Origin of the sequence: Xanthomonas maliensis (genome assembly GCF_009192945.1) — a bacterium.
Classification (GTDB): domain Bacteria; phylum Pseudomonadota; class Gammaproteobacteria; order Xanthomonadales; family Xanthomonadaceae; genus Xanthomonas; species Xanthomonas maliensis.
On sequence record NZ_NSET01000006.1, the window covers coordinates 93870 to 114314 of the forward strand.

General features: G+C 65.2%; 22 protein-coding genes. 18 read left to right on the plus strand and 4 right to left on the minus strand.

The features are described 5' to 3' along the window. The 4 genes from CKY51_RS02180 to flgA all read right to left on the minus strand — a co-directional run bounded on the left by CKY51_RS02180 (window position 1) and on the right by flgA (window position 2679). Window positions 1–1227: an ATP-binding protein gene (locus CKY51_RS02180; RefSeq protein WP_022973106.1), complete on the minus strand. Its 1227-nt coding sequence runs from the start codon at window positions 1225–1227 to the stop codon at window positions 1–3. A 78-nt stretch (window positions 1228–1305) separates the two neighbouring features. Continuing rightward, window positions 1306–1638: a flagella protein gene (locus CKY51_RS02185; RefSeq protein WP_022973107.1), complete on the minus strand. Its 333-nt coding sequence runs from the start codon at window positions 1636–1638 to the stop codon at window positions 1306–1308. A 17-nt stretch (window positions 1639–1655) separates the two neighbouring features. Further along, window positions 1656–1967, minus strand: coding sequence for a flagellar biosynthesis anti-sigma factor FlgM (flgM, locus tag CKY51_RS02190; protein WP_022973108.1), 312 nt, complete (start codon window positions 1965–1967; stop codon window positions 1656–1658). A 67-nt stretch (window positions 1968–2034) separates the two neighbouring features. Beyond that, window positions 2035–2679, minus strand: a complete 645-nt coding sequence (flgA, locus tag CKY51_RS02195; protein WP_022973109.1) for a flagellar basal body P-ring formation chaperone FlgA — start codon at window positions 2677–2679, stop codon at window positions 2035–2037. 264 nt (window positions 2680–2943) lie between these two features. Here flgA and CKY51_RS02200 point away from each other — a divergent pair, with 264 nt between their 5' ends. From CKY51_RS02200 to CKY51_RS02285, 18 genes are all read left to right on the plus strand, one after another. Continuing rightward, window positions 2944–3888 (plus strand): chemotaxis protein CheV, encoded by a 945-nt coding sequence (locus tag CKY51_RS02200; protein ID WP_031340178.1) that lies wholly within the window; start codon window positions 2944–2946, stop codon window positions 3886–3888. Between the two features lie 220 nt (window positions 3889–4108). Then, the gene (gene flgB / locus CKY51_RS02205) at window positions 4109–4510 is read left to right on the plus strand and encodes a flagellar basal body rod protein FlgB (protein WP_022973110.1); all 402 of its coding nucleotides are present in this window, start codon (window positions 4109–4111) and stop codon (window positions 4508–4510) included. A gap of 3 nt (window positions 4511–4513) precedes the next feature. Beyond that, the gene (gene flgC / locus CKY51_RS02210) at window positions 4514–4921 is read left to right on the plus strand and encodes a flagellar basal body rod protein FlgC (protein ID WP_022973111.1); all 408 of its coding nucleotides are present in this window, start codon (window positions 4514–4516) and stop codon (window positions 4919–4921) included. A gap of 23 nt (window positions 4922–4944) precedes the next feature. Beyond that, complete coding sequence (locus CKY51_RS02215) at window positions 4945–5622, plus strand: flagellar hook capping FlgD N-terminal domain-containing protein (RefSeq protein WP_022973112.1); 678 nt, start codon at window positions 4945–4947, stop codon at window positions 5620–5622. 31 nt (window positions 5623–5653) lie between these two features. Continuing rightward, complete coding sequence (gene flgE / locus CKY51_RS02220; RefSeq protein ID WP_152248805.1) at window positions 5654–6877, plus strand: flagellar hook protein FlgE; 1224 nt, start codon at window positions 5654–5656, stop codon at window positions 6875–6877. A gap of 226 nt (window positions 6878–7103) precedes the next feature. Continuing rightward, complete coding sequence (gene flgF, locus CKY51_RS02225) at window positions 7104–7859, plus strand: flagellar basal-body rod protein FlgF (RefSeq protein ID WP_022973114.1); 756 nt, start codon at window positions 7104–7106, stop codon at window positions 7857–7859. A gap of 375 nt (window positions 7860–8234) precedes the next feature. After that, entirely contained in the window at window positions 8235–9020 is a 786-nt protein-coding gene (gene flgG / locus CKY51_RS02230) for a flagellar basal-body rod protein FlgG (RefSeq protein WP_022973115.1), read from the plus strand. A gap of 37 nt (window positions 9021–9057) precedes the next feature. Continuing rightward, entirely contained in the window at window positions 9058–9750 is a 693-nt protein-coding gene (gene flgH / locus CKY51_RS02235) for a flagellar basal body L-ring protein FlgH (RefSeq protein ID WP_022973116.1), read from the plus strand. Window positions 9751–9760: 10 nt separating this feature from the next. Beyond that, window positions 9761–10879, plus strand: a complete 1119-nt coding sequence (locus CKY51_RS02240) for a flagellar basal body P-ring protein FlgI (protein WP_022973117.1) — start codon at window positions 9761–9763, stop codon at window positions 10877–10879. A gap of 1 nt (window position 10880) precedes the next feature. After that, window positions 10881–12014, plus strand: coding sequence for a flagellar assembly peptidoglycan hydrolase FlgJ (flgJ, locus tag CKY51_RS02245; RefSeq protein ID WP_022973118.1), 1134 nt, complete (start codon window positions 10881–10883; stop codon window positions 12012–12014). A gap of 11 nt (window positions 12015–12025) precedes the next feature. After that, window positions 12026–13900, plus strand: coding sequence for a flagellar hook-associated protein FlgK (flgK, locus tag CKY51_RS02250; RefSeq protein ID WP_022973119.1), 1875 nt, complete (start codon window positions 12026–12028; stop codon window positions 13898–13900). Next, complete coding sequence (gene flgL, locus CKY51_RS02255; RefSeq protein ID WP_152248806.1) at window positions 13900–15105, plus strand: flagellar hook-associated protein FlgL; 1206 nt, start codon at window positions 13900–13902, stop codon at window positions 15103–15105. Before flgK ends, flgL begins: the two co-directional genes overlap by 1 nt. Before the next feature lie 327 nt (window positions 15106–15432). After that, window positions 15433–16632, plus strand: coding sequence for a flagellin (locus tag CKY51_RS02260; protein WP_152248807.1), 1200 nt, complete (start codon window positions 15433–15435; stop codon window positions 16630–16632). A gap of 219 nt (window positions 16633–16851) precedes the next feature. Continuing rightward, window positions 16852–18180 carry a flagellar filament capping protein FliD gene (gene fliD / locus CKY51_RS02265; RefSeq protein ID WP_152248808.1) on the plus strand — a complete coding sequence of 443 codons (1329 nt, stop codon included), beginning with the start codon at window positions 16852–16854 and terminating at the stop codon, window positions 18178–18180. 152 nt (window positions 18181–18332) lie between these two features. Next, on the plus strand, window positions 18333–18746 hold the full coding sequence (gene fliS, locus CKY51_RS02270) for a flagellar export chaperone FliS (RefSeq protein WP_022973123.1): 414 nt from the start codon (window positions 18333–18335) through the stop codon (window positions 18744–18746). A gap of 8 nt (window positions 18747–18754) precedes the next feature. Continuing rightward, window positions 18755–19048 carry a hypothetical protein gene (locus CKY51_RS02275; RefSeq protein ID WP_031340185.1) on the plus strand — a complete coding sequence of 98 codons (294 nt, stop codon included), beginning with the start codon at window positions 18755–18757 and terminating at the stop codon, window positions 19046–19048. Further along, window positions 19048–19617 (plus strand): PilZ domain-containing protein, encoded by a 570-nt coding sequence (locus CKY51_RS02280; protein WP_022973125.1) that lies wholly within the window; start codon window positions 19048–19050, stop codon window positions 19615–19617. Before CKY51_RS02275 ends, CKY51_RS02280 begins: the two co-directional genes overlap by 1 nt. Before the next feature lie 69 nt (window positions 19618–19686). After that, window positions 19687–20319 carry a response regulator gene (locus CKY51_RS02285; RefSeq protein ID WP_022973126.1) on the plus strand — a complete coding sequence of 211 codons (633 nt, stop codon included), beginning with the start codon at window positions 19687–19689 and terminating at the stop codon, window positions 20317–20319. Window positions 20320–20445 lie beyond the last annotated feature (126 nt).

The window sequence follows — 20445 nt, forward strand, 5'->3', positions numbered from 1 at the left end:
CTAGCGCGGCTGCCGGACCGGCAGCACGATGCGAAAACAGGCGCCCTGCCCTGGCGTGCTCTCCACGTCGATGCGGCCGTGGTGCTTGTTGATGATGCCGTAGGAGATCGACAGCCCCAGCCCGGTGCCGCTGCCGACCGGCTTGGTGGTGAAGAACGGATCGAAGATGCGCTGCAACAGGTCCGGGGCGATGCCGGCGCCGGTGTCGCGGAACTGGATCCACACCTGCTCGGCGCCCTCGCGGCCAGTGGTCACGGTAATGGTGCCGCGCTCGATGATGGCCTGGCCGGCATTGAGCAGCAGGTTCATGTACACCTGGTTGAGCTCGGATGGCAGGCATTCCACCAGCGGCAACTCGGCGTACTCGCGCTCCAGCGTGACCTTGTACTTGAGCTCGTTCCAGATGATGTTGATGGTCGATTCCAGACCGGCGTGCAGGTCGACCATCTTCCAGGACTCGGACCGATCCGAGTAGGAGAAGTCCTTCAAATCGCGCACGATCCGGGTCACGCGCTCGATTCCTTCGCGCGACTCGGCCATCAACTGCGGCAGGTCGCGACTGATGAAGTCGATATCGGCGCGATTGCGGATATCGTCGATTTCCGGAATCAACGCCTTCGGATCGGGCGCCTGCAGCGCGCGCTCGTAGGCTTCGATCAGGGTGAACAGGCTGCGCAGGTATTCCTGCAGACTGCCCAGGTTGGAATGCACGTAGCCGATCGGATTGTTGATCTCGTGCGCGACGCCGGCAGCGAGCTGGCCGATGGAGGCCATCTTCTCCGACTGCAACAGCTTGTCCTGGGCACCATTCAGACGCAGGTAGGCCTGGCGCAGTTCGGCGTGGCGCTGCTGCAGCTCGCGCTCGTAGTCCTGCTGGCCTTCGATATTGTGGAACAGCACCAGGAAATAGCCGACACCCTGGTCCTCGTGGAAGTAGACGTGGGCAATCACGACCCGATCGGCCACCGGCAGGCTGCCGGTCCAGTTGCCCTTGCTGCGGGCCTGGTTCAAGGCATCGGATGGCAGGACCTGGGAAATCCGCTCGCCAAGATTGCGTTCGTCGGCGGACGCGTCCTTGCACAGACTTTGGCGCGCGATCGTATTGGCCAGGATCAGCTGCCCGTCGGCGCGGAACAGCAGGATGCCCTCCTGCATCTGATCGCCCAGCGAGCGCAGCACGGCAGAAGTCGGCAACAGCGTCTGATTGATGAAGAAATTTGCAGTCACAGGCGAGCAGGCAACGTAGGGGACGCCTCAATATACGCTGAACCCGCCCAGGCCCGGTGGCCGGCGTACCGCTTGATCTCAGGCCACTGCCAGCGAACGACCGGCGCGCAGCGTGCTCGACTGCCCATTGGCGTCGTAGGCCGGCGCGCTTTCGGTTCGCCCGAGGTGACGCAAGGCCCAGTTCACTTCGCGACGGCGACGTGCCAGCAGCGCACCATTGGCGCGGTTGGCCTCGGCCAGCTCGCGCAGGCGCTCTTCCTGGCCCTGGGGCATCTCCGCCTCCAGTGCCCGCAGCGCCGCCAGCTTGTCCTGGGTGTGGCGCATCAAGCCTTCGATGTCGTGTTCGATCAACGCCTGCCGTTCGCCGGCGAGCGCATCGCTGAGACGTTGCAGGGAATCGTTCACGGTCATCCTTCTTGCGGTTGGTGTCAGCCGGCCAATTGCTGATTCATGTCGATCATGCGGTTGGCGATGGCGTCCGGGTTGATGGTGTAGCTACCGTTCTGCAGCGATTCCTTCACCGCCTGCACGCGGGCGGTGTCGATCGCCGGCGCCTGCGACAGCTCGCGCTGCAGCACTTGCAGGTTGGTCGCCTCGCCGGTCAGCTTGACGCTGTCGGTGGCGGGCGTGGCGGCTACCGGAGCGGTGCGATCCTCACCGGCCGACGCGATCTTGCTGCTGACGGCATTGGTCCGAAGGGTCGCTGCGGTGGGTAGATTACCTTCGATTTTCTGGCTCATGTCAGGAACTCCTCTACAGGTCGTAGGGGATAACGGCGGCCAGAAAAAAAACTTTATAGATATTTTTCTATCTGGACACTACGACGGTTCCGCTCGCTTCCACGATCCCCTGGACAACCTTGCGGGACGAGGAATTTTCCACCGAGACGCGCTCGTTTTCACCCGCGTCGGACAGCGCGCGGCCCGTCATGCGCACCTCCAGCCCGCCGTTGCGCGCCACCAGCGGCACCGTGTCGCCGCGCCGCACCAGCCGCGGGCTGACCAAATCGTTGGTCGACAGCAGCGTCCCTGCCGACAGGACGCGGCGGGCGGTCTTGCCCACCGCCGCGGCCGGATCGGCAAGCACGGCACCAACGATGCGCGCGGCATCGCGCTTCTCGATGCTGATATCGGCCAGGCTGATGGTTTCTCCAGCACTGATGCCGCGCCGCAGCACCAGCACATCCTGGTTGCGGCGGACCTTCAACGGAACGAACAGCCGCCAGCCGGCTGGCTGCGGGCAGGAGACCTCGACGGTGTTGGTCGCGGTCGGCTGGGCCTGCAGCGCGACCGGACACGCCGGCATGCGCAGGCCTGGGTCGAGGGTGGCCTCGGCCTCGGCGTCGGGACCGACCGTGGCCAGGGCAGCGGCACGGATGGCATCGACCGATTGATAGCCATCGGCCCAGGCCGGGGCGGCCACCAGGAGAATGACGTGCAGGAGCAGGCGCATGGGACCAAGTCCGGAGGAAGACGGGAATGTTCCTGCAAGCGGCGTGCCGGTCTTTGGGGCTCGGGGCTCAGGAATGCAGGAGCCCGGTGCGGCGGCGCGGCACGCTTCTGTTTGGGTTCCAGCTAGGGGGCGGCAGGATTCGAGCTGGAGCGCCCCGCGCTCACCCACCGATGAGGTCACCGGCGCCTTCCACTGTCGTTCCCAAGCAACGCACCGCCACACCCGAGCCTCAAGTTTCCCCGCGTCGCTGTCGATATCTGCGCCATGACCCACGATCTGCTCAACCGCATCGACCAGCGCACCCGCCTGGCTGGCCACAATCGACTGGCCCTGCTGCTGTTCCGGCTGGGCGGACGCCAGCTTTTTGGCGTCAACGTCTTCAAGGTGCAGGAAGTGCTGCGCCGTCCGGAGCTGTTCCAAGTGCCCGGCCTGCCGTCCGAATTCGCCGGCGTGGCCGATGTGCGTGGCCGCTCGGTGCCGGTCCTGGACCTGGGCTTGGCCATTGGCCACCCCGAGCGCGCGCCGGGATCGGAGACCTCCCCAGGCTATCTGGTGGTTGCCGAATTCAATCGCTCGGTGCAGGGCTTCCTGGTCAGTGGGGTCGAGCGCATCGTCAATATCGCGGTCGAGGACATCCATCCGCCGCCGGAACTGGGTGCCGAGGCCACGTATCTGACCGCGGTCACGCGGTTTCAGGGCGAGCTCATCCAGGTGATCGACGTCGAAAGCGTGCTGGCCGACATCGCCAAGGTCAGCAAGGACGTCCAACTCGACCCCTCGCTGGAGCTGGTCACCTCCGACCGGCAGTTCCAGGTGCTGGTGGTCGACGATTCCCGCGTGGCGCGCCAGCAGATTCGCAGCCTGCTCGACCAATTGGGCGTGGCCGCCACCCTGCTCTCGGACGGCCGGCAGGCGCTGGACCACCTGCTGCAGGTGGCCGCATCGGGCGAGAACCCGGCCGAGCGCTATGCGATGGTCATCTCCGACATCGAAATGCCGGCGATGGACGGCTATACGCTGACGACGGAAATCCGGCGCACGCCGGGCCTGCAAGGCCTGTACGTGCTGTTGCACACCTCGCTGTCGGGCGTGTTCAACAACGCCATGGTCGAGCAAGTCGGCGCCAATGCCTTCGTGGCCAAGTACAGCGCCGCCGAGCTGGCCGATTACGTGCTGGCCCGCCTCCGGGTCGTGGCCGAAGCGGCCTGACCCTTGCAGGTGGCGGGCCAGGCCCCGCCACCACAGCCTTCCTGAGCATTGCACTGCCGGCGCTTGCCGGCTGCCGGCGGGCAGACCCCCGGCCTGGACCATCGCCGACGTTCATGTCTGGACGCCTCCTGCGTCCTGAGTCCAGCAATCCCCTGCTCCGCGGGGGGCCCAGTGGCACAAACCTTGCTTTCTCCCTGGCAACACCTCGCGGGAGAACACCGTGTCCAATCCCATCGCTTCCTTCCTCGGCGTCCATGGCGACGCCCTGCCGCTGCGCGAGCAGCGCATGAAGCTGATTGCCAGCAATCTGAGCAATGTCGACACGCCTGGGTACAAGGCCAAGGACCTGGACTTCGAAGCCGCGCTGAAATCGGCCGAGGGCGTGCGCGACGGCAGCCAGCTGCAGACCAGCGACAGCAAGCATTTCCAGGTCGGCGGCAGCCCCGGGCTCAATCCGTTCCAGTTCACCCGCGAAGCCAACCAGCCCAGTCTGGACGGCAACACCGTCGACCCGGATGCCGAACGCGCCGCCTACGGCCGCGCCGCGCTGGAATACCGGGCCTCGCTGAGCTTCCTTGAATCCAAGGTGCGCTCGATGCTCACCGCGATCACAGGCCAATAAGCCATGAGCAATCTTCCAATCTTCGATGTGGCCGGCTCGGCGCTGCGCGCCCAGTCGGTGCGCCTGAGCACCATCGCCTCCAACCTGGCCAACGCCGACACGGTGGCGGGCTCGGCCGAGGCGACCTACAAGCCGATCGAGCCGATCTTCCAGGCCCAGCAAAACCGCCAGGACCCGAGCCTGACCGGGGTGAACGTCAAAGAGATCACCACCACCAACGCGCCGCCGATCCGTCGCTACGAGCCCGGACATCCGCTGGCCGACGCCGATGGTTATGTGTTCTCGCCCGACGTGGACCCGGTCTCGCAGATGGTCAACCTCATCTCCGCCTCGCGTAACTACCAGGCCGGGGTGGAAGTGCTCAACACCGCCAAGGATCTGGCGCTCGCCACCTTGACCATGGGTCGCTGACCCGCCAACCCGGAATTTTCCAGATGAGCACCTCGATCAACAGCGACATTTACAACAGCCTGGGCTTGAGCGCGAGCAGCGCGACTCCGACCAAAAAGAAGGAGGAATCGCTCGGACAGGCCGACTTCCTGAAATTGATGACCGAGCAGCTGAAATACCAGGATCCGCTCAAGCCGATGGAAAACAGCGCCTTTCTCGGCCAGCTGGCGCAATTCTCCACCGTGCAGGGCATCGGCGATCTCAACAAGACCGTCACCGGGTTTTCGACCTCGATGAACAGCGATCAGGTGCTGCGCGGCGCGGCCTTGGTCGGCCACCAGGTGCTGGTGCCCTCGGCGCAGGTCGCATTGGATGCCACCGGCAGTGCCCAGGGCGCGGTCGCCGCCACTGCGGCCGGCACGGTCAATTTCGACATCACCAACGCGAATGGTCAGGTCGTCAAGACCTTGAGCGTGCAGACCACCGCGGCCGGCGAAACGCCATTTGCCTGGGATGGCACCGATGCCAACGGCAACCGCCTGCCGCCCGGCAAGTACGGCATCACCGCAACGCAGATCGCCGCCAACACCGGCGACAAGAGCAAGTTGTCCACCTACGTCAACGCCCCGGTGGACAGCGTCACCATCGGCTCGGACGGCCTGTACCTCAACCTGACGGGGCTGGGGACGGCCCCGATCGCCAACGTGCTCCGCGTCAGCTGAGCCGGCACTCGAACACCAACGGAGCTCATCCATGGCTTTCAATACCTCGTTGTCCGGCATCAACGCAGCCAATGCCGATCTGAACGTCACCTCCAACAACATCGCCAACGTCAACACGACCGGCTTCAAGGAGTCGCGCGCCGAGTTCGCCGACATGTTCCAGACCACCAGCTACGGCCTGTCGCGCAATGCGGTCGGCTCCGGCGTGCGGGTCAGCAACGTGGCTCAGCAGTTCTCGCAGGGCAATATCGACCCGACCGGGCGTAGCCTGGATCTGGCCGTCTCCGGCGAAGGCTTCTTCACCGTGTCGTCCAATGGCGCACGCATGTACACCCGCGCCGGCAACTTCCAGACCGACTCCAATGGGTATGTGATCAACCCGCAAGGCGCGCGCCTGCAGGTGTTTGCGCCCAATGCCAGCGGCAACGGTTTCGACGTCGGCCGCCTGTCGGATCTGCAGCTGTTGACCACCGACAGCCCGCCCAAGCCAAGCTCCACGGTCAATCTGTCCTTCACCCTGCCCGGCAACGCCAGTGCACCGACCGTGACCCCGTTCGACCCGGCCGACGACAGGACCTACAACCACTCCACCGGCGGCATCAATGTCTACGACTCGCTGGGCGTCAGCCACGTGCAGACCTCCTACTTCGTCAAGACCGCCAATCCCAACGAATGGCAGGTCCACAACTACGTCGACGGTGTCGCCGTGGGCGCACCGACCACGCTGCAGTATTCGGACACTGGCGCGCTGACCACGCCCGCCAACGGCATCATCGCGATGGACCCGTTCACCCCCAGCACCGGCGCCGGTGTGTTGAACATGCGCCTGGATGTCAGCGGTTCGACGCAGTACGGCGAATCGTTCGCCCTGCGCGATACCCGCCAGGACGGCTACGCCAGCGGCAAGCTCAACGAGATCAGCATCGACACCAGCGGCGTGGTGTTTGCGCGCTATTCCAACGGCGCCGACAAGGCGCTGGGCCAGGTCGCCCTGAGCACGTTCGTCAACCCACAGGGCCTGCAGTCGCAGGGCAACAACATGTGGGCCGAAAGCTACACCTCCGGCGCCCCGCGCACCGGCGCACCGGACACCTCGGACCTGGGACAGATCGAATCCGGCTCGCTGGAGTCCTCGACCGTCGACCTGACCGCACAATTGGTCAACATGATCGTGGCGCAGCGTAATTTCCAGGCCAATGCGCAGATGATTTCGACCCAGGACCAGGTCACGCAGACGATCATCAATATTCGTTGATGAGTGAGGGGGGGACCCGGGACCCGGGACCCGGGACCCGGGACCCGGAAAAGCGTAGGCCGCCGGGTCGCCCTGTTCGCTTTCCAGGTCCACCCGCCTTTCCCAGCTCCACCGCTCCTGCTCTTACGGGTCCCGAATCCCGAGTCCCGGGTCCGGGCTCTAAAAGCCTTACCGCTCCTGCTTCACGGGTCCCGGGCCCCGAGTCCCGGCTCTCAAAGGAATTCCCATGGACAAAGCCCTCTACGTCGCCATGACCGGTGCCCGCGCCTCGCTGCAGGCCCAGGGCACGGTGTCGCACAATCTCGCCAATGTGGACACGGTGGGCTTCAAGGCTGCGCTGGCCAATACCGAGGCCTTCAAGATCCAGGGCAAGGGCTATCCCTCGCGCATCGACGCACTGCATGTGGATCAGGGCTTCGATCGCAGCCAGGGCCATCAGAAGGTCACCGGCAATCCGCTGGATGTGTCGCTGCAACAGGACCGCTGGCTGGCAGTGCAGTCGCCGGACGGCAAGGAGGCCTATACGCGCAATGGCGAGTTGGCGCTCACCGCCAATGGCCAGCTGGTCACTGCCAACGGACATGCGGTGCTGGATGAGGCCGGCAACCCGATGGTGATCCCGCCGCACCAGGCGATGGAGATCGGCGGCGACGGCAGCATTTCCATCATTCCGCAGGGCGAAGGCCCGCAGACCATGGCCATCGTCGGCAAGATGAAAGTCGTCGATGCGCCCGCCGACCGTTTGACGCGGCGCCCGGACGGGCTGATGCGCAATGTCAGCACCGATCCCGCCCAGGCCTTCCCGCTGGCCACCGGCAAGACCGTCAACAGCGGCATGTTGGAAGGCAGTAATGTCGATGCGGCCGGTGCGCTGGTGGAAATGATCCAGTTGCAGCGCCAGTTCGAAATGCAGGTGAAGCTGATCAAGACCGGCGACGACAACGCCCAATCGGCCAATAGCCTGCTACGACTGAACGGCTGACGCCGTCGTCGCCGCCCGCGGCGGCGCGCACGCCGCCAGCCTTGCTTGGCCTCGGCGTTCCCGCGCCCGGCATCGCCTGCGTGACTCGCTCATCTGTGAACAGGCGCGACCGGCCCGCCCGCACCCGCCGCCGAGTCTCTTCCTCACGCTGGCCAGCCGTCTGCCGTCACGCTGCGCTTGCTGTTCCATCACAGGCCGCGCGGCATGCGCGCATTGCGCATTGCCCTAGCCGCCTGGGCGGCGGCGACACCTGCCAGACCGGCAAAAACGTGATCGACCGCGAGTAGGCCAAAAAACCGGCACTGCTTTGGCACGGCACATGCATCTATCCCCGCATCCCGGACGACGTTCGGGACTTAGACGAGGAATCGGGTCATGAATCAGGCTTTGTGGGTCGCCAAAACCGGACTGGACGCGCAACAGACGCGCATGTCGGTCATCTCCAACAACCTGGCCAACACCAACACCACCGGCTTCAAGCGCGATCGTGCCGCCTTCGAAGACCTGCTGTACCAACAGGTCCGCCAACCCGGCGGCTCCACCTCGGCACAGACGCAGTTGCCGACCGGCCTGCAGCTGGGCACCGGTGTGCGCGTGGTCTCCACCTTCAAGGGCTTCGACCAGGGTAGCCAGCAGCAAACCGGCCGCGCGCTCGACGTGATGGTCAACGGCCGCGGCTTCTTCGAAGTGCAGATGCCCGACGGCACCTCGGCCTATACCCGCGATGGCACGTTCCAGATCAACGCGCAGGGCGAGCTGGTCACCAATAGCGGGTATCCGTTGCAGCCCGGCATCCAGATTCCCGAGGGTGCGCAGTCGCTGACCATCGGCAACGACGGCACCATCAGCGTCACCGTTGCCGGCCAGGCTGCCGCGCAGGAAATCGGCGCGTTGACGCTGACCGACTTCATCAATCCCTCGGGCCTGCAGGCCAAGGGCGAGAACCTGTTCGTCGAAACCACCGCCTCCGGCCCGGCCCAGAACGGCACGCCCGGCCTCAATGGCCTGGGCACCACCGTGCAGGGCGCGCTGGAAGGCAGCAACGTCAATACCGTGGAAGAGCTGGTGAGCATGATCGAAACCCAGCGCGCCTACGAAATGAACGCCAAGGCGATTTCCACCACCGATTCGATGCTCGGCTACTTGAACAACAACGTCTGAGCGGCTCGCCGCTCGTTGACCTCCAGGACCGCACGCCATGTCACGTCTGCCCACCCTTTCCTCGGCCTGCCTGGCCGCCACCTGCAGCCTGTTGCTGGGCGGCTGCGTGGCAGCCGGCGACGTTCGTCCCTACGCGGCGATGGCACCGATCGTGCCGGTGGTCGCACCGACCGTGCAGCCGACCGCCGGCGCCATCTACGCCGCCGGCCCCGGCCTGAACCTGTACGGCGATCGCCGCGCACGCGATGTCGGCGATCTGCTGACCATCACCCTGATCGAGAGCACCACCGCCTCCTCCAGCGCCAACACCAGCACCAGCAAGAAGGACGCCACCACGATGGCATCCCCCACCCTGCTGGGTGCGCCGCTGACGGTGGGTGGACTGGACGTGCTGCAGAACACCCTCAAGGGCGACCGCGCCTTCGATGGCAAGGGCAATACGGCGCAGAGCAATCGCATGCAGGGCAGCGTGACGGTCACCGTGATCCAGCGCCTGCCCAACGGCAACCTGGTCGTGCAGGGGCAGAAGAATCTGCGTCTGAACCAGGGCGACGAGCTGGTGCAGGTGCAAGGCATCGTCCGCGCTGCCGACATCGCGCCGGACAACACCATCCCCTCCAGCAAGGTGGCCGAAGCGCGTATCGCTTACGGCGGCCGCGGCGCGATCGCGCAATCCAACGCGATGGGCTGGCTGAGCCGCTTCTTCAATTCCCGTCTGTCGCCTTACTGAGCCTGCGACCATGAACCTGTCTTCCCTGTCCTTTCGTCTGCTGGCCACGTTGCTGGGTGCCTGCGTGGTCGTCGCGCCGGCCTCGGCCGAGCGCATCAAGGATCTTGCCCAGGTCGGCGGCGTGCGCGGCAACGCGCTGGTCGGCTACGGCCTGGTGGTCGGCCTGGACGGCAGCGGCGATCGCACCAGCCAGGCGCCTTTCACCGTGCAGAGCCTGAAGAACCTGCTCGGCGAACTCGGCGTCAATGTTCCGGCGAACGTCAATCCGCAGCTGAAGAACGTCGCCGCAGTGGCCATCCATGCCGAGCTGCCGCCGTTCGCCAAACCCGGCCAGCCGATCGACATCACCGTGTCCTCGATCGGTAACGCGGTGTCGCTGCGCGGCGGCTCCTTGCTGATGGCGCCGCTGAAGGGCGCCGACGGCCAGGTGTATGCGGTCGCCCAGGGCAACCTGGTGGTCGGCGGCTTCGGCGCGCAGGGCAAGGACGGCTCACGTGTGTCGGTCAATATCCCCAGCGTCGGCCGCATTCCCAATGGCGCCACGGTGGAGCGCGCACTGCCGGACGTGTTCGCCGGCAGCGGCGAAATCACCCTGAACCTGCATCAGAACGACTTCACGACCGTCGCCCGCATGGTCGCGGCGATCGACAACAGCTTCGGCGCCGGCACCGCGCGCGCGGTGGACGGCGTGACGGTGGCGGTCCGCTCGCCGACCGATCCGGGTGCGCGCATCGGGCTGCTGTCGCGGCTGGAAAACGTCGAGCTCTCGCCCGGCGATGCGCCGGCCAAGGTCGTGGTCAATGCACGCACCGGCACCGTGGTCATCGGCCAACTGGTGCGGGTGATGCCGGCGGCGATCGCGCATGGCTCGCTGACGGTGACCATCAGCGAGAACACCAACGTCAGCCAGCCCGGCGCCTTCAGCGGCGGCCGGACGGCGGTGACGCCGCAGTCCACCATCACGGCCACCTCCGAAGGGAGCCGCATGTTCAAGTTCGAAGGCGGCACCACGCTCGATCAGATCGTTCGCGCGGTCAACGAGGTCGGCGCGGCCCCCGGCGACCTGGTCGCCATCCTGGAAGCCCTGAAGCAGGCTGGCGCGCTGACGGCGGAGTTAGAGGTGATCTGACATGCGTATCGCAGCCTCGCCCATTGATCTCAACCCGAGCACCAAGGCCGATCCCGCCAAGATCGACAAGGTCTCGCGTCAGCTCGAAGGACAATTCGCGCAGATGCTGGTCAAGAGCATGCGCGATGCGAGCTTCGGCGATTCGCTGTTTCCCGGCGAGAACCAGATGTTCCGGGAAATGTACGACCAGCGCATGGCCAAGGCCATGACCGACGGCAAGGGACTAGGGCTGTCGGCGATGATCGCCAAACAGTTGGGCGGCGGTGAGAGCAACGGTCCGGCACTCAATACCTCGCTGAGCACGGCGCAGGCGGCCAAGGCCTATGCGCTGGTTGCCGGCAAGCGCGACGCCAGCCTGCCGCTGGACGCCACCCGCGGCGTCGGCGCGGCCGGCGGCGTGGGCATGAGTCAGGTCCTGGACCTGATCGCCGGGCGCACCAGCAGCAGCGCAACCGGCGATGGCGACGATGCGGCGGCGGTGAGCTGGCCATCGGCCAACGATCGCTGGAGCGATGTCACTGCGGAAGGCGACGGGGCGATCGATGCGGTCGGCGCCAGCGCAGCCTCTACAGCGGCCGCCAGCCTGGGCGAACGCACACCGGAAGGCTTTGTCGCCAAGATCTGGACGCATGCACAGAAAGCCGCGCGCGAGCTTGGCGTGGATCCGCGTGCGCTGGTTGCGCAGGCAGCGCTGGAAACTGGCTGGGGCCGGCGCGGCATCGGCAACGGCGGCGATTCCAACAACCTGTTCGGCATCAAGGCCACCGGTTGGAACGGTGCCAAGGTCAGTGCCGGGACCCACGAGTATGTCGATGGCGTCAAGACCAGCGAGACGGCCGACTTCCGCGCCTATGGCTCGGCTGCCGAAAGCTTCGCCGACTACGTGCGCCTGCTGAAGAGCAACAGCCGCTACCAGACGGCGCTGCGCGCAGGGACCGACATCAAGGGTTTTGCACGCGGCTTGCAACAAGCCGGTTACGCCACCGATCCGGCCTATGCGGCCAAGATCGCGGCCATCGCCAACGGTCCGACCATCGACCGCGCGGTGGCGGCGATCGGCAACGCAGCAGCGGATCTGTCCAACCGTTACGCCAGTACCACCGAGCCGAGCGGGTTCGGCCCCCTTCGCCGTTGAGGTAATCGCCCATGTCCATCCTGTCCACCGGGACCAGCGCGCTGATCAACTTCCAACGGGCGTTGTCGACCGTCAGCCATAACGTCGCCAACATCAATACCGAGGGGTACAGCCGCCAGCGGGTGGAATTCGCCACGCGCACGCCCACCGACATGGGCTACGGGTACGTCGGCAACGGCGCCAAGATCACCGATGTCGGCCGGGTGGCCGACCAGTTGGCGATCTCGCGACTGCTCGACAGCGGCGGCGAACTGTCGCGCCTGCAGCAGCTTTCGAGCCTGTCCGGCCGCGTGGATAGCCTGTTCTCCGACAAGGCCACCAACGTCGCCGGGCTATGGTCCAATTTCTTCGACGCTGCCAGCGCGCTGTCGTCCAACGCCTCTTCCACCGCCGAGCGGCAGAACCTGCTGGACAGTGCCGGGGCGCTGACCACCCGCTTCCAGCAGCTCAACGGCCAGCTGGACGGCCTGAGCAACGAGGTCAATAGCGGTCTGACCTCCGCCACCGATGAAGTCAACCGGCTCACCCAGCAGATCGCCAAGATCAACGGCACCATCGGCAACAATATCGACAAGGCTCCGCCCGACCTGCTGGACCAGCGCGATGCACTGGTCTCCAAGCTGGTCGGCTATACCGGCGGCACCGCGGTAATGCAGGACGGCGGCTTCATGAATGTCTTCACCGCCGGCGGACAAGCGCTGGTGGTGGGCACCAACGCGTCCAAGCTGACCACCGTGCCCGACCCGTACCAGCCGAGCAAACTGCAGATGGCGATGCAGACCCAGGGGCAGAACGTCAGCCTCAATGCCGGCGCCTTGGGCGGGCAGATCGGCGGCCTGCTGGAGTTCCGCAGCAATGTGCTCGAGCCGACCCAGGCCGAACTCGGTCGGTTGGCGGTGGCGATGGCCAGCAGCTTCAACGACGCCCACAGCCAGGGCGTGGACCTGTACGGCGCGCTCGGCGGCAACTTCTTCAACACCGGCAACCCGGCGGTCGCAGCGAATCCCAGCAACACCGGCACGGCGAGCTTGAGCGCCAGCTTCGGCGATCTGTCGGCCGTGGACGGCCAGAACGTCAGCCTGAGCTTCGACGGCACCAACTGGAAGGCGGCGCGGACCGATACCGGCGCAGCGGTTGCCATCACCGGCACCGGCACCGCGGCAGATCCGCTGCTGATCAACGGCGTGCGCGTGGTCGTCGGTGGTGCTGCGGCCAATGGCGACAAGTTCCTGCTGCAACCCACCAATGGCCTGGCCGGCAAACTGTCGGTGGCCATCACCGACCCGTCGCGCATCGCCGCTGCCACCGCGGTCAAGGCGACCGCACCGGTCGGCAACCTGGGCACCGGCAAGATCAGCGACGTCAAGGTCACCAACGCCAGCAATCCGGCGCTGCTGACGCCCTCGTCGGTGGACTTCATCGATGCCAATCAATACACCATCGATGGCGCCGGTCCGTTCCCCTACACCGCCGGGCAGACCATCAGCGCCAACGGCTGGAGCTTCGTGCTCGATGGCGTGCCCAAGGCCGGCGACAGCTTCGGCGTGGGCCCGATGGGTGCCGGCTCCAGCGACAACGGCAATGCCAAATTGCTGGCCGGTGTGGAAGACCGCAAGGCACTCAACGGCGGCACCGTCACCCTCAACGGCGCGTTGGCTGGCCTGACCACCTCGGTCGGCTCGGCCGCGCGCGCGGCCGATTACGCCGCCGACGCCCAGAAGGTGATCAACGACCAGGCCCAGGCCAGCCGCGATTCGATCTCCGGCGTCAACCTCGACGAGGAAGCCGCCGATATGTTGAAGCTGCAGCAGGCCTATCAGGCGGCTGCACAGATGATCTCCACGGCCGACACGCTCTTCCAGAGCATCCTCAACGCGGTACGCTGATGACTACTCGCATCTCAACCAGCATGATGTACAGCCAGTCGGTGGCCTCGATGACCACCAAACAGGCGCGGCTGAACCAGCTTGAGTCGCAACTGTCCAGCGGGCAACGCCTGGTGACCGCCAAGGACGATCCGGTGGCGGCCGGCACCGCGGTTGGCCTGGATCGCGCCCTGGCGGCGATCACCCGCTTCGGCGAGAACGCCAACAACGTCCAGAACCGGCTCGGTCTGCAGGAGAACGCCCTGCAGCAGGCCGGCGACAAGATGGCGCGAGTCACCGAGCTGTCGGTACAGGCCAGCAATTCGTCGTTGAGTCCGGACGATCGCAAGGCCATCGCTGCCGAACTGGTCGCCCTGCGCGACAGCATGGTCAGCCTGGCCAACACCACCGACGGCAGTGGCCGCTACCTGTTCGCCGGCACCGCCGACGGCGCGGCGCCGTTCATCAAGAGCGGCGGCAGCGTCGTCTACAACGGCGATCAGACCCAGAAGCAGGTCGAGGTGGCACCAGACACTTTCGTCAGCGACGCCCTGCCCGGCAGCGAGATCTTCATGCGCATCCGTACCGGCGACGGCACCGTGGATGCGCATGCCAATACTGCCAACACGGGCACTGGCCTGCTGCTGGACTTCAGCCGCGATGCCAGCACAGGCAGCTGGAACGGCGGCAGCTACAGCGTGCAGTTCACCGCCGCCGATACCTATGAAGTGCGCGATAGCACCAACGCCCTCGTCAGCACGGGCACCTATAAGGAAGGCGAAGACATCACCGCTGCCGGAGTGCGCATGCGCATCAGTGGCGCGCCGGCGGTGGGCGACAGTTTCCAGATCGGACCGGCCGGTACCAAGGACGTGTTCTCCACGATCGACGACCTGGTCACTGCGCTGAACTCCGACACCCTGACTGCGCCGCAGAAGACGGCGATGATGAACACGCTGCAATCGTCGATGCGCAACGTCGCGCAGGCGTCGTCGAAGATGATCGATGCCCGCGCCTCCGGCGGCGCGCAGCTGTCGGCGATCGACAACGCCAACTCGTTGCTGGAATCCAACGAAGTGACCTTGAAAACCACCTTGTCATCGATCCGAGACCTGGACTACGCCTCGGCCATCGGTCAGTACCAGCTGGAGCGCGCCTCGTTGCAGGCAGCGCAGACGATTTTCCAGCAAATGCAGTCGTCGTCGCTGTTCAACATGATCCGCTGATCCAATCGGCCGATCCTGCAAAACAGCGGCAACGTCCTTCCTGCGCCATTGCCTCAACGGGCGCAGGAGTGCACTTGTCGGTCGCGATATTTTTCCGTCCTAAAGATCGGGGCGCTGCGGCCGAACTTACCCAAACCCTTGAAATACGACGCGCTTCCAACCAGGCGTAGCAGAAAAAAAAGAAAAAAAATATACGGATATTCCCTAAAGGTTGTTGAGGCATCGCCGTTATTTATCTCAGCAGCGGCAACGGCCAATTGATGGCCCCCCTGCGGAGGCTCCAGGCAAGCCCCCCTTGCCGGAAAAATCGCTTAGAGGACAAATCAAATGGCACAGGTAATCAATACCAACGTAATGTCGCTGAACGCTCAGCGGAACCTCAACACCAACAGCTCGAGCATGGCGCTGACCATCCAGCAGCTGTCGTCCGGCAAGCGCATCGTCAGCGCCTCGGTCGACGCCGCAGGCCTGGCCATCTCCGAGCGCTTCACCACCCAGATCCGCGGCCTGGACGTCGCCTCGCGCAACGCCAACGACGGCATCTCGTTGTCCCAGACCGCCGAAGGCGCGATGGTGGAAATCGGCAACAACCTGCAGCGTATCCGCGAGCTGTCGGTGCAGTCCGCCAACGCCACCAACTCCGACACCGACCGCGAAGCGCTGAACTCTGAAGTCAAGCAGCTCACCTCGGAAATCGACCGCGTCGCCAACCAGACCAGCTTCAACGGCACCAAGCTGCTGGACGGCTCGTTCACCGGCGCGCTGTTCCAGGTCGGCGCCGACGCTGGCCAGACCATCGGCATCAACAACATCGTCGACGCCAACATCGATTCGCTGGGCAAGGCCAACTTCGCTGCCGCCGTCTCCGGTGCCGGCGTCACCGGTACCGCCACTGCGTCGGGCTCCATCAGCGGCATGTCGCTGTCCTTCAAGGACGCCAGCGGTAATGCCAAGAGCGTGACCATCGGCGACGTCAAGATCGCCTCCGGCGACACCGCTGCCGACATCAACAAGAGGGTGGCCTCGGCGATCAACGACAAGCTGGACCAGACCGGCATGTACGCCTCGATCGACACCAGCGGTAACCTGAAGCTCGAGTCGCTGAAGGCCGGCCAGGACTTCACCTCGCTGAGCGGCGGCACCTCCAGCGCCGCTGGCATCACCGCGAGCGCCGGCCTCAACACCGCCTCGGCCGCTTCCGGCAGCACGGCCGTCACCCTGAGCAGCCTGGATATCTCCACCTTCACCGGCTCGCAGAAGGCCCTTGAAATCGTCGACAAGGCGCTGACCGCGGTCAACTCCTCGCGCGCCGACATGGGCGCGGTGCAGAACCGCTTCACCTCCACGATCGCCAACCTGGGCGCAACCTCCGAGAACCTGCAGGCCTCGCGCAGCCGCATCTCCGATACCGACTACGCCAAGGCCACCGCCGAACTGACCCGTACGCAGATCCTGCAGCAGGCCGGTACCGCGATGCTGGCGCAGGCCAAGTCGGTCCCGCAGAACGTGCTGAGCCTGCTGCAGTAATCGGCAACGCACTGACATAGCACCTGGAAAGCCCCTCTTCGGAGGGGCTTTTTTGTTGCGCCAGTCGCTGGCGACAGGCATTTGACGCAGGATCGGAATGGAACTTGCAGGTGGTTGGAGGAGACGCCAAATCGCCGCTCAAGTCCCGCCAGGTGCGGCCGATATCCGTCTCGTAAGCTCACGCGTCCGCACTGAGGACGCTCAGACGAGGAATGCATCATGGCATCGTTGGTCAGCCCATCAAGCTCGGGCCTGGATATCCCGACCATGGTCTCCACGCTGGTCGCCCAGCGCAAGGACCCGGAGCAGGCGCGCATCAACAAAGCCGGCACCGCGGCAACCACCCAATTGTCGGCCATCAGCCAGATCAAGAGCAGCCTGACCACGCTCCAGTCCGCGCTGCAGAAAGTCGTCAGCAGCGCCGACACCAATGCCTACAAAGCCACCGTACCGAGCGATGCCGGCTTTACTGCCACCACCACCAGTTCGGCTGCGCCTGGCAACTACTCGGTGGAGGTCGTATCGCTGGCGACCTCCCAGAAGCTCGCCTCCGGCGCATTTACCGCCGATGCCACGGTCGGAAGCGGCACGCTGACGATCGGCTACGGCGACCAGAGCCTCAGCGTGGACGTTAGCGGTACCGACAAGCTCACTGACATCGCCGCGGCCATCAACAAAGCCGCGGGCGGCAAGGGCGTGACCGCGAGCGTGGTGACCGCCAATGACGGCCAGCACTTGGTTTTGAATGCAGTGGATACCGGCACCAAGGGTGCGCTGACGGTCAGTGCAAGCGACCCCAGCCTGAACAGCTTGACCTATGGCCCCGGCGTGACTGGCGGGTTGAACCAGACCATCGCCGCAGCCGATGCACTCGTGCGGGTGGACGGCTTCGAGCGCACCTCCAGCTCCAACACCGTCACCGACATCGTCCCGGGCGTCGTGCTCAACCTCACCAAGGCCGCCGAAGGCACCAAGGTCAACCTGGCCATCACGGCCGATACCAGCGGACTCAAGGGCAATTTGACCGCGTTCGCCGCCGCCTACAACACGGCCAACACCCTGCTGGCGAAAAGCAGCGCCTACGACGCGACCACCAAGACCGCATCTGCGCTCACCGGCGATTCGCTGGTGCGCAGCCTGCAGCAACAATTGCGCGGCCAGGTCAGCGGCAATATCAACGAGCTCAAATCACTTGGCCTGACCATCGACAAGGATGGGGTGATGAGCTTTGACTCCACCAAATTCGATTCCACCATCGCCGCAGACGGCGGCGCTGCCGCGGACGTGTTCGGCAAAGACAGCAAGTTCGGCGCCGGCATGGGCAAGTTGCTGGAAACCAACGTCAACGCCAGCACCGGCACGCTGACGCTGCGTTCGGACGGCCTGAATAAGCAGATCAAGGGCTATGAAGCCGATCTGGACGATCTGGACGACCGTATGACGAAATTCAGCGATAACCTGACCGCACAATTCACCGCGATGGAAACGATGATCACCCAATTGAAAAGCAGTACCAGCTCACTCAGCGGACTACTCAACAATAGTTGATTTTACGTGACCGGATTCCTCAAGTCCGGCAGCACGATGGCCGATAAATTCAGTATCCATCGTGATGTCGGCCTTGCGTTACACCAGGCATGCGATCACGGGAACACCCCGCCCCGCGACCCGCGCAGGCCAGCCAATTGAGGGAGTCATCCATGTACGGTTCCAATCGCCAATACGCCGAGCAATACCGCAAGGTCGGCGTGTCCACCAGCGTGACGGAGGCCGATCCGCACAAGCTGGTTGCCTTGCTGTTCGCCGGCGCCTGCCAGCGCATTCGGCTCGCCCAGGCCTGCCTGGCGCAAGGCGACCAAGCCCGCAAGGGCAAGGCGATCGGCGAGGCCTGTGCGATCGTCGGCCATCTGAACGGCTCGCTCGACCACGAAGCCGGCGGTGAGATCGCCGGCAACCTGTCGGCGCTGTACGATTACGTGATGCAGCGGCTCACCAGCGCGAATCTGCACAACGACGACGCCGCGCTTGCCGAAGCGCTGGATCTGCTCAGCGAGATCGACGCGGCCTGGAACTCCATCCCGGCCGAACAACGCGGCATCGCCGCTCTGTCGTGAGCCCGACCATGCATAGCGTGCAAAGCCTTCAAGCCGAAATGACCGCGCTCCGCAGCGCAATGGCGCGCGAAGACTTCGATGCCATGCCGGAGCTGCTGGCGGCGCACGACCTGCATTTGCAGACCTTCTGCCAGACCGTGGATCTGGAGCGCGACCGCGCCGGTCTGCTGACGCTGCAAGGTATGCAGCAGGACCTGATCCAGGCGATGCGCGATCGTCAACGCGTCCTGATCGATATGATCCGCGCCCAGCGCACCTCCGCGGCCGCGACCCGCGCCTACGCTGGAATCGGGCGCTTCTGATGGACGCGCCGGGCGCGCTCGCGGCCGCGGCCGAGGCGGCGCTGTTCGGCGAGACCCTGAGCTGCGAACTGCAGTTGCCGGCCGACTTCACGCCCGACGTTGCCGCTGGCGCACCGCAGGCAGCAGAAACATTGCTGCGCAGCCTGGGACAGATCGAGGATCTGCGCAGCGATGAAAGCGGCGAGGACCGTGGCGACCTGCCGTTGTTGGTGCAACGCATGGACGCCAAGCTCGACCTGATGCTGGCCTTGATCGGCCGACTGGTGCGTCAGGCCGGCGGCGGGCCAGCGATCGGCCCCGTCCGTTGGTCGGTTCGCGGCATCCGCCTGCGATGCGATGCGTCGCCACCCGCCGTCGGCAGCGCGGGCAGCATCCGTCTGCAGGCCTCGGACTGGCTTCCTGAATACGTACAGTTTCCCGCAGATGTCCTGGCGACCGCGAGTGAGGGACAAACGCACTGGCTGTGGCTACGCTTCGCTCCACTGGGCCCCGGTCTGCAGGACGCCCTGGAGCGCCACCTGTTTCGTTTGCATCGCCGGCAAGTCGCCGAGGCGCGCCGCCAGCGCTGAGGCCGGCAGTTGGCGCCAGACGCCAGGTGGGCTAAGGTGTTCTTTCCTGAATAAGGTCTCTTCTGCGCCGTGCGAGTTATCATCGTCGACGATCACACCCTAGTCCGTGCCGGCCTCTCGCGGCTGCTGCAAACCTTTGCCGGCATCGACGTCGTCGGTGAAGCGAGCAATGCCCAACAAGCCGTGGACATGACCACGCTGCATCGACCGGACCTGGTGCTGATGGACTTGTCATTGCCCGGCCGGAGTGGTCTGGATGCGATGACCGATGTGCTGCGCGCCGCGCCGCGTACGCATGTGGTGATGATGTCCATGCACGACGACCCGGTGCATGTTCGCGATGCGCTCGACCGCGGCGCGGTCGGCTTCGTGGTCAAGGATGCCGCGCCGCTGGAACTGGAACTGGCCCTGCGCGCAGCGGCGGCTGGCCAGGTGTTTCTGAGCCCGCAGATCTCTTCCAAGATGATCGCGCCGATGCTTGGACGCGAGAAGCCAGTCGGCATCGCGGCCTTGTCGCCCCGCCAGCGCGAGATCCTGCGCGAGATCGGTCGCGGCCAGAGCAACAAGGAAATCGCCGCCGACCTGGGCATCAGCGTCAAGACCGTGGAAACCCACCGCGCCCGCATGATGGAGTCGCTGGGGTGCCGCCGCGCCAACGATCTGGTGCTGCTGGCCGCCAAGCATCACAACGAGCTGGTGTAAGGCTGGCCTCTCGGGGCATCCGGCTGATCGCCTGCAAAAGAGTGACGGGATTCCGACGGGCACGCTTGAGCTCGCGCCGCCTGTCGGGAACTTCCTGACGGTGCGTCGGGAAAATCACCAGCAGAC

Coding starts and splice junctions, on each gene's coding strand:
- CKY51_RS02185 (WP_022973107.1), bottom strand. CDS start 1,638: ATGACCGTGAACGATTCCCTGCAACGTCTCAGCGATGCGCTCGCCGGC.
- flgM (WP_022973108.1), bottom strand. CDS start 1,967: ATGAGCCAGAAAATCGAAGGTAATCTACCCACCGCAGCGACCCTTCGG.
- flgA (WP_022973109.1), bottom strand. CDS start 2,679: ATGCGCCTGCTCCTGCACGTCATTCTCCTGGTGGCCGCCCCGGCCTGG.
- CKY51_RS02200 (WP_031340178.1), top strand. CDS start 2,944: ATGACCCACGATCTGCTCAACCGCATCGACCAGCGCACCCGCCTGGCT.
- flgC (WP_022973111.1), top strand. CDS start 4,514: ATGAGCAATCTTCCAATCTTCGATGTGGCCGGCTCGGCGCTGCGCGCC.
- CKY51_RS02215 (WP_022973112.1), top strand. CDS start 4,945: ATGAGCACCTCGATCAACAGCGACATTTACAACAGCCTGGGCTTGAGC.
- flgE (WP_152248805.1), top strand. CDS start 5,654: ATGGCTTTCAATACCTCGTTGTCCGGCATCAACGCAGCCAATGCCGAT.
- flgF (WP_022973114.1), top strand. CDS start 7,104: ATGGACAAAGCCCTCTACGTCGCCATGACCGGTGCCCGCGCCTCGCTG.
- flgG (WP_022973115.1), top strand. CDS start 8,235: ATGAATCAGGCTTTGTGGGTCGCCAAAACCGGACTGGACGCGCAACAG.
- flgH (WP_022973116.1), top strand. CDS start 9,058: ATGTCACGTCTGCCCACCCTTTCCTCGGCCTGCCTGGCCGCCACCTGC.
- CKY51_RS02240 (WP_022973117.1), top strand. CDS start 9,761: ATGAACCTGTCTTCCCTGTCCTTTCGTCTGCTGGCCACGTTGCTGGGT.
- flgJ (WP_022973118.1), top strand. CDS start 10,881: ATGCGTATCGCAGCCTCGCCCATTGATCTCAACCCGAGCACCAAGGCC.
- flgK (WP_022973119.1), top strand. CDS start 12,026: ATGTCCATCCTGTCCACCGGGACCAGCGCGCTGATCAACTTCCAACGG.
- flgL (WP_152248806.1), top strand. CDS start 13,900: ATGACTACTCGCATCTCAACCAGCATGATGTACAGCCAGTCGGTGGCC.
- CKY51_RS02260 (WP_152248807.1), top strand. CDS start 15,433: ATGGCACAGGTAATCAATACCAACGTAATGTCGCTGAACGCTCAGCGG.
- fliD (WP_152248808.1), top strand. CDS start 16,852: ATGGCATCGTTGGTCAGCCCATCAAGCTCGGGCCTGGATATCCCGACC.
- fliS (WP_022973123.1), top strand. CDS start 18,333: ATGTACGGTTCCAATCGCCAATACGCCGAGCAATACCGCAAGGTCGGC.
- CKY51_RS02275 (WP_031340185.1), top strand. CDS start 18,755: ATGCATAGCGTGCAAAGCCTTCAAGCCGAAATGACCGCGCTCCGCAGC.
- CKY51_RS02280 (WP_022973125.1), top strand. CDS start 19,048: ATGGACGCGCCGGGCGCGCTCGCGGCCGCGGCCGAGGCGGCGCTGTTC.